General features: G+C 52.0%; 12 protein-coding genes. 4 read left to right on the forward strand and 8 right to left on the reverse strand.

Annotated features, from left to right (window positions below; translation table 11 throughout):
* Positions 1-661: 661 nt before the first annotated feature.
* Positions 662-1,138 (reverse strand): hypothetical protein, encoded by a 477-nt coding sequence (locus V2P20_RS17270; RefSeq protein WP_331820489.1) that lies wholly within the window; start codon positions 1,136-1,138, stop codon positions 662-664.
* 1,351 nt (positions 1,139-2,489) lie between these two features.
* On the opposite strand from V2P20_RS17270, the gene V2P20_RS17275 reads away from it, so the two are divergent.
* Both V2P20_RS17275 and V2P20_RS17280 read left to right on the forward strand, forming a co-directional pair.
* Positions 2,490-4,724, forward strand: a complete 2,235-nt coding sequence (locus V2P20_RS17275) for a hypothetical protein (RefSeq protein ID WP_331820491.1) — start codon at positions 2,490-2,492, stop codon at positions 4,722-4,724.
* Positions 4,725-5,014: 290 nt separating this feature from the next.
* A complete protein-coding gene (locus V2P20_RS17280; protein WP_331820493.1) occupies positions 5,015-5,569 on the forward strand; it encodes a hypothetical protein in 555 nt (184 codons plus the stop codon).
* A 98-nt stretch (positions 5,570-5,667) separates the two neighbouring features.
* Here the strand turns inward: V2P20_RS17280 and V2P20_RS17285 are convergent, their stop codons facing one another.
* The 6 genes from V2P20_RS17285 to V2P20_RS17310 all read right to left on the reverse strand — a co-directional run bounded on the left by V2P20_RS17285 (position 5,668) and on the right by V2P20_RS17310 (position 10,502).
* Positions 5,668-6,432, reverse strand: a complete 765-nt coding sequence (locus tag V2P20_RS17285; protein ID WP_331820495.1) for an alpha/beta hydrolase — start codon at positions 6,430-6,432, stop codon at positions 5,668-5,670.
* Positions 6,425-7,441, reverse strand: coding sequence for a M14 family zinc carboxypeptidase (locus V2P20_RS17290; protein ID WP_331820497.1), 1,017 nt, complete (start codon positions 7,439-7,441; stop codon positions 6,425-6,427). Before V2P20_RS17290 ends, V2P20_RS17285 begins: the two co-directional genes overlap by 8 nt.
* Positions 7,441-8,241 (reverse strand): lysophospholipid acyltransferase family protein, encoded by an 801-nt coding sequence (locus V2P20_RS17295; RefSeq protein WP_331820499.1) that lies wholly within the window; start codon positions 8,239-8,241, stop codon positions 7,441-7,443. Before V2P20_RS17295 ends, V2P20_RS17290 begins: the two co-directional genes overlap by 1 nt.
* Entirely contained in the window at positions 8,213-9,004 is a 792-nt protein-coding gene (locus V2P20_RS17300) for a GNAT family N-acetyltransferase (protein WP_331820500.1), read from the reverse strand. Before V2P20_RS17300 ends, V2P20_RS17295 begins: the two co-directional genes overlap by 29 nt.
* A 442-nt stretch (positions 9,005-9,446) precedes the next feature.
* Complete coding sequence (locus tag V2P20_RS17305; RefSeq protein ID WP_331820502.1) at positions 9,447-9,701, reverse strand: hypothetical protein; 255 nt, start codon at positions 9,699-9,701, stop codon at positions 9,447-9,449.
* A gap of 3 nt (positions 9,702-9,704) precedes the next feature.
* Positions 9,705-10,502, reverse strand: coding sequence for a UDP-2,3-diacylglucosamine diphosphatase (locus V2P20_RS17310; RefSeq protein ID WP_331820503.1), 798 nt, complete (start codon positions 10,500-10,502; stop codon positions 9,705-9,707).
* A gap of 301 nt (positions 10,503-10,803) precedes the next feature.
* Between V2P20_RS17310 and V2P20_RS17315 the strand changes: the two genes are divergently transcribed.
* Both V2P20_RS17315 and V2P20_RS17320 read left to right on the forward strand, forming a co-directional pair.
* On the forward strand, positions 10,804-12,399 hold the full coding sequence (locus V2P20_RS17315; protein WP_331820504.1) for a DUF6861 domain-containing protein: 1,596 nt from the start codon (positions 10,804-10,806) through the stop codon (positions 12,397-12,399).
* A 1-nt stretch (position 12,400) separates the two neighbouring features.
* Complete coding sequence (locus V2P20_RS17320; RefSeq protein ID WP_331820505.1) at positions 12,401-12,691, forward strand: hypothetical protein; 291 nt, start codon at positions 12,401-12,403, stop codon at positions 12,689-12,691.
* A 290-nt stretch (positions 12,692-12,981) separates the two neighbouring features.
* On the opposite strand, the gene V2P20_RS17325 is transcribed toward V2P20_RS17320, so the two are convergent.
* Positions 12,982-13,209 carry a (2Fe-2S)-binding protein gene (locus tag V2P20_RS17325; RefSeq protein WP_331820506.1) on the reverse strand — a complete coding sequence of 76 codons (228 nt, stop codon included), beginning with the start codon at positions 13,207-13,209 and terminating at the stop codon, positions 12,982-12,984.
* Positions 13,210-13,444: the final 235 nt, after the last annotated feature.

Consider the following 13,444-nt stretch of genomic DNA (forward strand, 5'->3'; position numbering starts at 1 on the left):
TAACCCAAACGATAATTTTAAAATGGAGCCGGATTAAGACGCGTCGTTTAGTCGACGCGTATCCGGACTTTCAGTCCGTTATTCGAACCCACCCGCTTGAGCGGGTGGTTGTTTAGTGACATTAAAATCAGTTACCATTGAAGAGTCAGGGCTATATACCTGTTTTACAGGACGTATGGCTATTCGTACGAACGCTTATTCCGTTTGCTGAAACTCCATTGAATCAATCATTTCCTGTCAGGGAATGGGTTGAACATAGTGAAGCACGCTCTGATCGTGAGAGGCATATTTTGCACCGGCAACATCCTGCATGACACAACAACGGGCCGGATTTGGCCAATCAATCAGACAGGCAAAAATCGACCCATTCCTGCCGGTCGCGTTTCTCCAAACTGGCTAGTTAGCCAAATCCAGATTCTGCGAATCTGGAAGGCTACAAAGCAGCCAATGGCGACCTCATCCAACGGCCATTACGCGACATTCAAAGATTTTAGCGTATGACAGTAGTAAATCCGAAAGTAGTCGGATGTCGGATAACGATCCAGCTCAGCAGCCAGGGGCGCTGAGTGACCTTTGAACCCCGAAAAGCCGTACTGCGGCCCCGGTCTGCTGCAGCGCCTTGTTCGGTGTCATTCCAGCGTCGAGAAACCTCACAGTAAACCTATCCCTGTTTCTTTACGGGCCCCGGTTCGTCGAGTCCGCCCTCCCCAAGCCCACGGCCGCTGGCGAGAAGGTAGTAGCCCAAGCGGATGATCTGCGCGTGTTCTCCCTGGATACCCACCTTGAATTTGAGTCGTATCCGCAGCTCATCCTGGTTTGGCCCAAACTCGCCAACGGTGTCCCAGGTGAGGTTCCTAACCTCCCATTGCATGAAGTTATCCTCATCCGGGCTGGTGCTGTTGAACCCGTCGATGGTGACCTTGGGGACCACGCTATTGACGTGTTTCCAGAATGGGCCGACTAATAGGCGCACGTCATAGGTTTCAACGACAAAGTCTCTCTCATCCCCTTTGAGGTTGTTGAAGGTGTTCACGCTGCCTTGGACGATCACTCCGACGTGCGCTTCTGTTTCCGGTTGATACAGACCACGATGTTCTGGTTCGAATTCATTTGCTGGCGGTTCGAAAATAATTGCCATTGGTGGCCTCCTCGGTCGGCGATTCATCCGGCATGGTGTTGGGCATAAAACAGTTCACGGTGAGCAATTAGGCGGCCGAACAGATTATTAAGTTGTTAACCGTATATCTACCAGCAAATGGTCTTTTGCACGATAATTTATTGATTAACACATGATTTTCCTATCCGTTTATCATCGGTGATAAGAAATAATCGCCATTAATGATCAAATTGTTGCCTTTGAGTCAGATGGATCGATAGATCACAAAGGGTCGTGCGACGGTCGCTTGGTTGATCATGTTTTGATCAACCGGTGACAATTGTCAGCGCACTCAAGTTCAGATTTTTACATGTTATGCGATTTATCAAGCGTTTACTTTTTGAATAAAAAACGCGATAAGGCGCAATTTATAGGGCGCAATAGGCGCTAGCCGTATTGCGCCGCATGTTGGCCTTCGGTCATTCGGCGCATTACGCTGACGCTAATGCGCCGAATGACCTATACGCTGTTTTGACAATTGGCACAGCGGTTAAAGAGACGCGTGCCCCTTATTAAGGTTGAACGACAGCTTTCTGTATTGCAGCCGCCATTGGGCTAAAATTCTTGAATGTCTCTGATTGGCACATAGCAGCTATTCACTTTTTTATCTTTGGATAATACTGGTATGAAGGTATCTGAACAGCAAGGTAATAAAACTTAACACCCCTATAGGGGCGTTTCTACACTGAAACTTTAACTATTGATCCTTTCCATGAGTGAGTTAGGGCTCGATTCATAATCATGACTCACAAAAGATCTGTTATTCCATAAGATGTTTATGCGCTTTGACAGGGCCTGATCTGGAAGCGATTAGACAATCTTTCAATACATAATTCGAATAATCGAGCCAATACCTGCTAAGTCAGACAGTAATGGCACGAATAGAAAATTCAATCAAAAATATGAATAATAACTAGTAGAGTAACCGGAAACTGATTAGGCTCAGCATCAGCAGTTGCCACTAGGCATAACGATGTGGGAATCAGGGTGCCGAACTGGCTAGCAGTAATTTCCATTATTTTGTTAATGCTTTATCAACGGCTTATTTTCAGCTTGATAAAAAATGGCAGCCGAAAGTGGATAAAGAGGGCGCTAATTTACAAGCTTAATCCCCGGGACGGCGGCGGTTTTCTCCCTACTTTAAAAAAACATTTTTCCTCAAGGGCAAAGTGATGGAAAGGCCAATACGCAGGAAAAGAAAGCCGAAATAGAAGGCTAAACCGTTTATTGCGTTGTTTGGCGCAGATTAGCGAACAACGCTTTATCTGTGGAGTTCGTCATGGCAACAATATGTTTTTTAAAGCGTTGCGTTCTAACGGTGCCGCTGGTTCTGATGTTGGCTACTGCCAACGCTGCGCCCTACACTGTTGTTTTTGGCCCCCAAAAGTTCACGCGATCCACAGGCGCACCGGAGACAATTACAAAAAATTTCGCGCGCTGCGGCAATTCACCATGCCAAATCGTTGTGGCTAACGGAGCGGCTAACGGCAGTAATCGCGTGAGCAGTGCTTCGGTATTCCTCAATGGCTCGCCGATCATTGGCCCGTCCGATTTTAACCGGCAGAGCAATAGCATCGTTCGCCCCGTGACACTCCGCAGCCGGAATATTCTTGCGGTACGGCTTGCATCAAGTCCAGGCAGCTTTTTGAACATTACTTTGCAATGCGCGGCATCGTCTTTGGAACTGTCAGCAAGAGCGCCAGGCGTAAGCTTGGAATCCCCGGGTTCGCTTTTGTCGGCTGTCAATATCGTTAATGAAGGGAAGGTCGATGCAAAGGACGTGAAAGTCACCTCGATCTCTCTGAATGGCGGCAACTTAACTTCACCTGCTTTACCCCGCAACTTGGGCACGATACCGGCAAATCGCTCTGCGGTTCTTAACGCTAATTTCTCAGGTGCCGGTATGCCATTTGCCCCAGGCCGAAGCTACACGCTCACTGTGGAAGGAACCTATACCGCAGGGCCTTCTGCCGCTTCTACCAGAGGGTCTTCGACCTACTGTTTTACCGCGAATGAAGACTTGACTATCCCGCCAGCCGCGCCCGGCAGCGCCGATTTAAAAACGGTTACTGTGAAGAGCGCCTCTGTAACCGGCGGCAGGTTCCCAAGCCGCCCTCCCAAATTTGGCGCTGAGGTCAATCGAGAAGGCTGGACAGTGCCGACAGGTCCATCCATACCGCTCGATGGGCCAGTGCCCAGCGGTACCAATGTTCAAAAAGCGCCTGGGTCAATGCCCAGCGTTGCAAATGATCAAAAAGCGCTCGTCGGCGGGCCGCCGGCCATTGATTTTGTCTTCAACAGCGGCTTAGGCCTTACTTCGGCCGGTGTTGGCTGCAGCGGAGACTCCCTGGCCGCCTGTGCGGAACCGAGTGGTGCTGTGACCGGCGGAGGCGTAGTCTTTGCTACGGCGAACTGGAACGCGGCCTATTCGACGGATGGAATCAACTTTAAAGTGCTGGACCCAACGAAAATTTTCCCTGATGACGCAATAGGGTTCTGTTGCGACCAAATCGTCCAATATGTGCCGAGCATCGATCGCTTTGTCTGGCTGCTTCAAGGGACCGGCTATCGCTTGGCGATAGCCAGCCCAAGCGCCATCATCAATAGCAACGGCACTGCCTGGACTTACTGGAATCTCACGCCAGCTGTTTTTGGCGAGGCAGGCGTCGGATTGGATTATCCGGACTTATCCGTCGGCAACAATTTTCTTTATCTGAGCTGGAATGGTAAAGGCGGGTTGCAGATCGCGCGGGTGCCGCTCATCGGAACGAATTCCCTGCAAGGCGCTGGCACGATCACCATCGGCTACACGGACCCCGCCAAAGCTTCGATGGCGTGGGGCAGTCATTTGACGCAAAATACAGGCGATGAGATTTTCTGGACCGGACACAACAAGAACAGCAATATGCGGATTTTTTCGCTAAAGGAAAACTCAAATACTTACTTCTGGCGCGACCGCGGCATTTCCAGCTGGGCCAATAATGCACCGACCTCATTGACGCCGGATGGGCGTGATTGGTTGGCTAAGAACTTTAACGGGCCTGGAGGTAATTCATTTCCAAAAAATGGCGTAATCGGCTCTACACGAGTAGGCAATCAACTCTGGTTCGCCTGGAGCGCGGGGACGGACAGCAGGTTCAAGCAGGCACACGTGGAGATGGTCACATTCGACCGAAACAATGACTTCAAAAAGGTCAGGCAAGTGCAGATCTGGAATAATGATTATGCGTTCGCTTATCCGGCACTGGCGACCAATGCCTGCACAGGCGAAGTGGGTCTTTCGTTCGAATATGGGGGGAATAGCAAATACTACGAAAACCATGTGGTCGGATTTTGGGGTGATTTCATCGCCTATAGCACGACAGGCAGCAATGCCGGCACAACCCGTTACGGAGATTATGTGACGATTCGGCAGGCAACGCCGTCCAGGTCGGATCCAGGTAACTTGTTCGCCGCTTTCGGCTGGGCGGTCAACAAGGCCACAGCGCCCAGCACCGGCCTGACTACCGATGTTCATTACGTGTTGTTTGGCCGGCCGCCTTCTTCATGCGCCATTATTCTTAGATAGCTGATATTGCGCCTTTGTAGGGCCGAATTCACTGATGACCTTTTAGGGTATTCGACACGGGGCATCCGAGATATACAGGCAGTGCAAATAAATTCGCAGCTACAGACATACTGGGCCGATCGACTAGCCTTTCTTCATGAGGCTTAAACTGAATTGAGGTTAAATTATTTTTGTGAGGCTCGTCGCAAAAAGGTAGTGACGGACTTGACTGAAACTGATAGTCTACTGTTTATCCACTAAGAATGAGAACAAATAGTGGGAGTTAGAAATTTTTTATTCAGAGAATTATAATGAAAAAACTTTTTTGTGCTGCTGCGCTTTGCTCTGCTCTGTTCGGGGTTAACGCTGCAAATGCAGCGATTATAGACGCATCAACTCCTATTCCAGATGAAAATATACTTTTAAACTTTAATGGTTTAGATTGGGTTTATGCTGGCCCAATTGCCACTAATGAATGGGGCGCTGGTAATATAGCGGCTCCAGAATTCAGGGCTAGCGAAGGCTGGCGATACGCAACAGTTAATGAATGGGCAGCTAGACCCGATTGGACTGACTTTATTATTGGCGGCGCTGCCGTTTCGGCCTCTACCTGGACTGATCACTCATCTTATCGGTTCGCGTCTGAATACTGGGGCAATTTCTCACATGTGGACTTAAATGACGCCGCCTTGGGTTTTATAACCAATGGCCTGGATATAGGGCAATTGCATTCAGTCTGGGAGACATGGTACGTGCGAGATAGCAATGTTTCTGCTGTGCCCGTTCCTGCGGCTGTCTGGCTGTTTGGTTCCGGCCTGGTCGGGCTGATGGGCTTTAATCGCAAGCGCGCTCAAGCTGCAGCATAACGCTATTGCCGTACAAGATAATCGCCTGCCGGGTAAGCCGCAGGCGGTTTTTTTATGGTCTTTCCTGTCCGCTGAAGCTGGCGCCCATCCACAATTTTTCAATTTGGCGCCACCCACTCCCGCAATTGCGACACCACCCAGGCTCCGTCATCCAGCGGCAGGTCATGGCCGGCCCAAGGGTGGCTGCAATACTGCCAGCGCCATTTTCGGTAGATATCGACCGAACACTCCGGTGCTACCAAGCGGTCGCCCCAGGCATTCAGCAATAAAACCGATTGCTCGGGCCGCAGGCCGCAGGGCCGATAGCTGGCGGCAGCCCGGATCTGGCGCCAGCTGTTTTTCAGGCTGACCGGTCGCTCTTGCTGTATTTTTTCCCAGGCCGTAACCGTCCATTCATTTCTGGCGCGGTTGCTGACCAAAGCCAGGATCGCCGACTCGCGCTCGCGCAGATTGCTCTTCAGAAGCAGCGAAGCCAGCCTGCCCAGGCTCTGCCAGCGCAACCGCTGATAGAAAGGACTCAAACCGGCGAAACTGGTATTGATCAGCGTCGCGCCGCAGATATCGCCCGGGTACGTCAGCATCCACTCGAAGGCGACCATCGCGCCCAATGACAATCCCAGCACTGTTGCCGGCTGTTGCAGCAGCCCTGCCTGCTGCGCCTGTGCGCGCACCTTGTGCGTGATCTGGCTGATCGTGTCCGGGCTGACTTCCCGGTAGTAACGTCCGGTGCCGGGCAGATCCAGCGCCGTTATTCTGGCATCAGGGAAAGTCGCCTGCAGCAGGGGCACAAAGTCGCCCCAATGCGCCGATTCGCGGCTCAGCCCGCGCAACAGTATCCAGTTTCGCCCCAGATGCTCATTCATACCAGAGATTTACCGCTTTTTTTCGAAAGAGAGCTTTTTCCTGTTCATCCAAATGCGTCCAGTGCTTCGGATAAAGCAGGCTGCGGTGCAGGAAGTCGAACAGCATGAAATGCCGGCGGAAAATGCGTTGCTGTCGATGCGGCAATACCGGATGAAACCAGCCCAGCCGCGAGAATAAATTAAGAGGGCTCTTACGCAGCCAGAGCCACGAGCCCATCTCCAGCGTCAACGGCATGAAGAGGCGCTGATCGTCATACTTTCGCCGGAAACCGTCGAACAGATAATCCCATAAATCCCCGTTGATCACGTATTCCCGGCACATGGGCTCGATTTTGTATACATGATGCCGATAGCAGCGATCGAACAGTTCCTTTAAAGCCAGGGCTTCGGCGATGAAGGCAAACGGTGTTTTACAGCCGGCATAGGGAAACCACAACCGATCCTGAATGCCGAAGCCCGAGTGCAAATCCAGCGCGATGGACAACGGCGCGCTGAACAACTGCTGATCCACAACTCGGCAGACCGCCCGGGTTTCCTTCTCCATGTTCAATACATCGCCGCGGTACCAGGGCAGCCGCGGCGTCAACCGGTGGCCGCTGTAAATGCGCGTGGCGCCTTCGCCTTCCACAGGCGAATTGCGCATCAGATCGACGCCGTTGCCGTTACAGCGCGTGCCGAAGCAGACGCCGACCGGATTCACGACAGGCACGAATACCAGCCGCGATCTTTCAAGGCGCGCCTGAAACCCTTCATCCCAATCCATGAGCTGGCTGATACTCTGCAGGTAGGACAGGATGATTTCGGAGCCGATTTTTTCCAGGCCATGCACGCCGCCGAACAAAGCCAGCGCGGGCGCGTCGGGGCGGGTTGAGCCGAGCGTGATGCAATGTATCGGGAACTCGCAGTCCCGGTATTGAATCCGCTCCACCACCTCGACATTCGCCCGGTCTCCTAATTGCTCGATGATGCGGTTGATCTGTTCGAGCTCTGGAAAATTAATAGTACCCATCAGGCGGCAATTTGCGGTTTTTCATCAATGGCCGACGGCTCAATCGGATGCTGAACGCCAAGCGTCCGTGCTATGCGGTCTCTAGCCTCGATGCCGACCGCATGACGCGTGTTGTCGACACCTTCAATAACAGGCAGAAAACTGAGCCGGACTTCGATTTTATCCAGCGCCAGCATCCTGATCAAATGCGGCACGAACGCATCATCGCCAATAAAAGGCGCCTGCAGCCTGGCTTCGCCATGATATTGCAGCGCCGCCGGCTGAATTGCCGACTGCGTCGACAGGGCCGGCTCAAATAGCGACGAATGGAAATGCAGAACTTCATCGCCGCAGGTGGTAGTGCCTTCAGGGAAGGCTATGATGTTGCGGCCGTCCCTCAGCAATCCGGCCATAGTTTTGGCTGTTGCCTGGATATGCCGCTTGTCGCCGCGCCGGATAAAGACCGTACCGGCTTGTCTGGCCAGATAACCGATTACGGGCCAGCCGGAAATGTCGCTTTTGGCGACGAAATAAGCCGGCAGATAGCGGCCGATCACGATGATATCGAGCCAGGAGATATGATTGCAGACCAGCAAAGCGCCGCGCCTGGGCAAGTCGCCTTCAACGATTATGTCCAGGCATAAAATATCGCTGAACAGTCTGAGCCAGTGCATCTTCAGCTTATCGCGCCTGTTTCCGGCGTCCTCTACCGGGCACAGCCAGTTGACGACTGGAAAAATGCCCGCGGCAATGATCAGCCCATAACCGAATAGCAGAATGATCAGGAAAAGCCTATAGCACAGCCGCACAACAATCGCCATGAGTCTCTTGATAATCTCTCATATAATGTTTGCTGTAACGCGCCTGCAACTGATCCAGCGGCAGCAGCATGAATAAATCCATGCAATTGAAGTCCTCGTCCCAGCACGGCTCGCCGCAGACCAGCGCGCCGAAGCGCAAGTAGGCTTTCAGCAACGGCGGAATACCCGATTCATCGCGCTCGCACCGCAAGTGCGCCGGGACTGGCACATTAGGGCGAACCTGCATTAAAACCGACGCCTTGTTTCTGGCATCGATACTGCGGTAAACCGCATCGACGGCAAAACCGCTGGGGCCGGGTGTGATGCTGGCGCAGCCTAGCAGATAGTTAAAGCCGCCTTCCAGCGCATATTGCACCAGTCCAGTCCACAGCGTGGTCAATACCGCGCTGCCGCGATAATCCGGATCGACGCAGGTTCGTCCGATTTCCAGGAAACGGCCGGGCAATGTCAGGACCTGATCCAGATCGAATTCGCTTTCCGAATAAAACCGGCCCAGCCGCTGGGCCTGATATTGATTCAGCAGGCGCGTGTAGCCGACGATTTTGTTATTGACGTTATCGAATACCACCAAATGCTCGCAGTAGTCATCCACTTCATCATGATCGATCCCTTCCGATGCGGACTTGAGTCTGGCGCCCATTTCCCCGGCAAACACCCGATAGCGCAAAACCTGGGCTTGCCTTATCAACTCCTCTGAACGGGTAACGAAACATTCCAATCGCCTGGCCGGCTTAATTTGTACTGCTGCATCTATATTTTTCATGTGTCATCAACGGGTGAAATAAAAGACAGCGTTACAATAAGCGGTCAACATGTCAGTTATGTGTCCGGTCCGTGAACATTGCATGACAGGAAAATGACATTTTTGTGAAAGTGCCGACGGCATTTGATTCAAGATGCGTTGGCTTTATGACAGATGCGGCTGAGTAGGGTCGAATTCACTTGTGCCCTTCAGGGTATTTGGCCCGAAACGCTCACTTAGCATCAGCATCGTATTTCCGCAGTTGGTTGTGGATGCCTACGGAGCTCAAGTGAGTTCGCACCAGCGCGAGCATGGGCCTTGGATTTAACCGTAGTGGAGGCCGGCCATTTTGCGCAGCCATGTCCTCCGGAAGGAGCTACTGCCGGTTTGCACGGAAAGGCAGCAGTGCTCCTGGAGAAGATAAGCGCCGGCAATGAATTCTAGCCTCTGTGCGCGGCTGTATTCAGAATTTATTGCCGATCGATTTGAGAGGCGACAAGCGGCGCAACGAGCGGGCATTGCGCCACAGTTTTTCTGTCCGAGGGTGAAGTTTAAACAGCCGAATGATCAATCGTTTCACATCATTGGAGGCTTTGAGCATGATAGAGAGACCGACTATCATGGTCGGCAAGCCGAACGGAACCGGCAGCGGGAACAGGATCATTCCCACCACAAAGACGACACTGCCGGTCGTCATCAAGAGAGATTTTCTGAGCACGGATCAAGCCGCCCGCGCATAAGCCGGTGCGAGTGTTCCTTCCCGCTCAAGCAGCGTCTGGCCTTCTTCCTGCCAGCTGACCAGCGCCAGCCGGCCGCTGTCATGCTCGACCAGGGCTGTGCAGCTTTCCACCCAGTCGCCGCAATTGCAGTAGGTTTTGCCGAACTCCATTTGCCTGATATCGGCATGGTGGATGTGGCCGCAAATGATGCCGTCAACGTGCCGTTTCTGCGCTTCCAGGCTCAGGACGTGCTGATAGTTATCCAGAAAGCTGACGATGTTTTTGACCTTATTTTTCAAAAACGCCGACAGTGACCAGTGGCCGTAGCCCAGCATCGAGCGGATATTGTTGAACCAGCGGTTGACGACCAGCAATACCTCATACGCTTCGCCGCCTATATAAGCCAGGCTCTTGTTATGGCAGACGATGCTGTCGAATTCGTCGCCGTGCAACACCAGAAACTGATGCCCGTCCCGCGTTTCATGCACGGCATTGAGCCGAATGTCGACGCCGTTGAAATGCATGCCGGCATGTTTGCGGAATTGTTCGTCGTGATTGCCGGGGATATAAATCACGCGCGTGCCCTGCTGCGCCTTGCTCAGCACCAGTTGCACGATTTCACTGTGCAGGGTCGGCCAGTAAAAACCGCTCCTGAATTTCCACAAATCGATGATATCGCCGACCAGATATAACGTTTCGCAGTCGACATGAGCGAGAAAATCCCGCAACTGCTCGGCTTTACAGCCTTTAGTCCCCAGGTGCGTATCTGAAATCCAGACTGATCGATAGTGTATTGACATGATAACGACCATAATAAAGTTGTGATGGCGCTAACATACGCTTTCATTGTTACAGGAAGTTAACGGTTTGATGACGGGTTGGTTACGGGGTGGAGATTATGGGCTGGAATGAGGTTGTGTAGGCCCCTGAGCGATATTGCTGGTATACATTCATTCTAACAGTCAAGATGTGCAGAATGTTTGTCTGGATATAACTCCTGTGTTAGAGTTCGCACGCAAGCTGTGCGTCTGGCAGCGGTATTTTATAGCGCCAGCTCTGTTCAGCAGTTAGTCGCAACACCCGTCAGTGAGAAGGACTTCCATGGCCAATGATTTCCCCAAAACCCCTTACGATGCCTGGCAGCAGCAACGCTGTCATCCCAATGCGCCTGCCGGCGGAGGCGGCCCCGGCTGCTTCACCAGCGCTGATCCTTTTCTTCAATCCAGCAGTTCTGGCTGGCAAGATCTGCCCCATCCCGACTCGCCGGCGGCACGCTACCTGACGCCGCAGGAGATCCGCGCTCCGGATCTTACCGAACGGGTGCGGGCTGTCGTCCAAGCCTATACTCGGGCTCTGCGCCTGGCGCCTGCGGCGGTTTACCGGGAAACCGGCTGCCAATTGGATCAGATTATTGACGGTTTACTGCCCGGCCTCCTGCAGATGCTGGCGGCGCTCGGCATCAGCGCCATGGCGGGCGCCAGCACCGGCGCGGCTGTCGGCTTCTTTCTCGGCGGCGTAGGCGCCGCGCCCGGCGCGATAGTCGGCGGCGAATTAGGCCTGGAAGCCGGCACTGCGCTGCTTGCCTGGATGGGTCTGGGCTTTCTTGCGGCCGCCATCGGCCAGGGCATGGGTGAGTTGACAGGCGTTCTCAGGCGCGCCATCCGCTGTGCCTGGCATGCGCCGGAACATCGTTACCCGCCCTTCGAAATCGACAGGGCGGCTGAAGATATGGCCCGGGCGGCGGGCATTTTATTCCGTCTGATACTCCAGGGTCTTCTGGCGTATGTGCTCAAGAACGGCGCGGTTAGCGCCAGCCGGGCCGCGGCATCGACAGGCCGGACCATCCTCAGCGGCGGCACCGGCGCTGCCGCCGACGCAACGCTGGCCGAAGTCTCCGCGCTGCTGCGTAACAGTAAACTGCCGGATGGGTTTATTGTCTGGCTTGAAAGGAACTGGGACGATCTGAAACGGAATCCCAAACTGGTAAGCGACAAAACCGCTCCGAATAGTTTATCTCAATCATCGTCGGCAGTGGCGCCTTCGGAAATGAAAGCTATGAGGGAAAGACAGGGGCGTGATGGTGTCTTGGGAAAATCTACTAACGAAAGTAGCGCAATTCCCGAAAAAAACACAGACAAGAAAGTGGCTTTAGATGAACAAGCCGCTGGTGATAATATAGATCCAAACAAGAAAAGGGCAGTGCTTGGTGGAGCAGCAGAAGCCCCAAGACTGGCACCATATAATTCGAATGCAGACGGTGTCATTAGAACTCAACAGGAAGCGGTTAATCTTGCTCGATCATATGGTGTTGAAATCGGCGACGATATAACTATCGGGTTTATGAAAAACTGGACTCGAACAGACGCAGATGCGGAATATTTTTATCGCTTGAGAGACTACAAACCAGATGATTGGGTTGAATGGGATGATTTTCTTCACGAAACGACTGGCAAGATTCCTGTTAGGTTCAACGCCAATATCTTAAATAGTGATGAGTCAATAGTAGCTCACATTGCGCATGAAATGCATGAGCTAAATGCACTGAGAAATATTTTTGCAGAGAGAGGAGCTATGCAAGCTCGAGAACTAAACAAACTAATTGCTACAAGGCGTCAAGGCGGTCTTGCTGGAAATCTTCATGAGCAAGCTTGGGACATAGCAGATCAACTTGTCTTCAAGATGAGGGGAGGTCAGTAAGATGAGTTTTTCACAGACTAAAAGTGAAATAGAAGAGCTACTTGAAAATCACGCTAATGGACTTTACACCTCTGGAGAAGTGGTATCGATAGTCATAGGTTTATTTGATGAATCGAATATAGATGAACTTTGGGAGACGCTTCCCGATTGGTTGAAAAAAAATATATGCTCCCTTCTTGCTGATTTTTCTGAAATAGATGAGTTAGTTTCGTTTGGTAGGGGAGACCCCGAGCTTATAAGAAAACAGAATTTATTTGTGAGAAATTGGCTTTCTCGTAACAGCTACATTTAAGTTGTAGAAAGTCAATGGATGCGGCTTTCCATAAGTTGTTCCAAACAGCTTGAAATGGCGGTTTGCTGCGCGAAACCGCCCTGCTTCACTAACGGACGTTTTCAAGTAGATATTCCTGCGGAGCAAGTTTTAAGCGCGGTAGGAGGCGGTGAGGCATGAACCGCATCGTTCGAGTTATTCACCTGCGGCCACGTCCGATAAACTGATACCATTTCATAGGATATTGCCGACGTAAGGAGGCGCATCAATCGCGAGCGATGCGCTTCATCATGCTCAGCACAGCATAATTGCTAACTCTGAAGAACCTCATCGGTCTGTAAAACACCACTCTGACTATATTCGGCGATCAATTCCGACACAGCCGTTTCACAGGAACCGCAGCCTGCGCATGCGCCGGTCAGCTTCGATATGCTGTCCAGATCGTCGATGCCATTATTAATAAGCTCCTTGATTTTCTCTTTGGTTGTGCCGCTGCAGTAACAAATAAAGTCTTTATCGTTTAAGTCAATATCATTCATATCGTTATTAATTGCATAGGATGGGGCAGGCCCATTAGTAGTGATGCTGTAAACCCAAGCTATATTCTATCATGCGGCATGGCTCAAGTGTTCCACGAGCCACAGGCTCCAGCCGATCAAGGCGTTGTAATCGGGGCATTCATAGTTGGTACGCCCCCGCTCTCGGCCGGAAAGAACGGGCCATCGATATCAACAGATACTTAAATTGCGTTCTCAGGCTTATCCTTTTCAATAA

Origin of the sequence: Methylobacter sp. Wu1, assembly GCF_036553575.1 — a bacterium.
Taxonomy (GTDB): Bacteria; Pseudomonadota; Gammaproteobacteria; order Methylococcales; family Methylomonadaceae; genus Methylobacter.

Excerpts from the sequence above, each read along its gene's own strand:
- V2P20_RS17270 (WP_331820489.1), bottom strand. The coding sequence starts at position 1,138 with ATGGCAATTATTTTCGAACCGCCAGCAAATGAATTCGAACCAGAACAT.
- V2P20_RS17275 (WP_331820491.1), top strand. The coding sequence starts at position 2,490 with ATGTTGGCTACTGCCAACGCTGCGCCCTACACTGTTGTTTTTGGCCCC.
- V2P20_RS17280 (WP_331820493.1), top strand. The coding sequence starts at position 5,015 with ATGAAAAAACTTTTTTGTGCTGCTGCGCTTTGCTCTGCTCTGTTCGGG.
- V2P20_RS17285 (WP_331820495.1), bottom strand. The coding sequence starts at position 6,432 with ATGAATGAGCATCTGGGGCGAAACTGGATACTGTTGCGCGGGCTGAGC.
- V2P20_RS17290 (WP_331820497.1), bottom strand. The coding sequence starts at position 7,441 with ATGGGTACTATTAATTTTCCAGAGCTCGAACAGATCAACCGCATCATC.
- V2P20_RS17295 (WP_331820499.1), bottom strand. The coding sequence starts at position 8,241 with ATGGCGATTGTTGTGCGGCTGTGCTATAGGCTTTTCCTGATCATTCTG.
- V2P20_RS17300 (WP_331820500.1), bottom strand. The coding sequence starts at position 9,004 with ATGAAAAATATAGATGCAGCAGTACAAATTAAGCCGGCCAGGCGATTG.
- V2P20_RS17310 (WP_331820503.1), bottom strand. The coding sequence starts at position 10,502 with ATGTCAATACACTATCGATCAGTCTGGATTTCAGATACGCACCTGGGG.
- V2P20_RS17315 (WP_331820504.1), top strand. The coding sequence starts at position 10,804 with ATGGCCAATGATTTCCCCAAAACCCCTTACGATGCCTGGCAGCAGCAA.
- V2P20_RS17320 (WP_331820505.1), top strand. The coding sequence starts at position 12,401 with ATGAGTTTTTCACAGACTAAAAGTGAAATAGAAGAGCTACTTGAAAAT.
- V2P20_RS17325 (WP_331820506.1), bottom strand. The coding sequence starts at position 13,209 with ATGAATGATATTGACTTAAACGATAAAGACTTTATTTGTTACTGCAGC.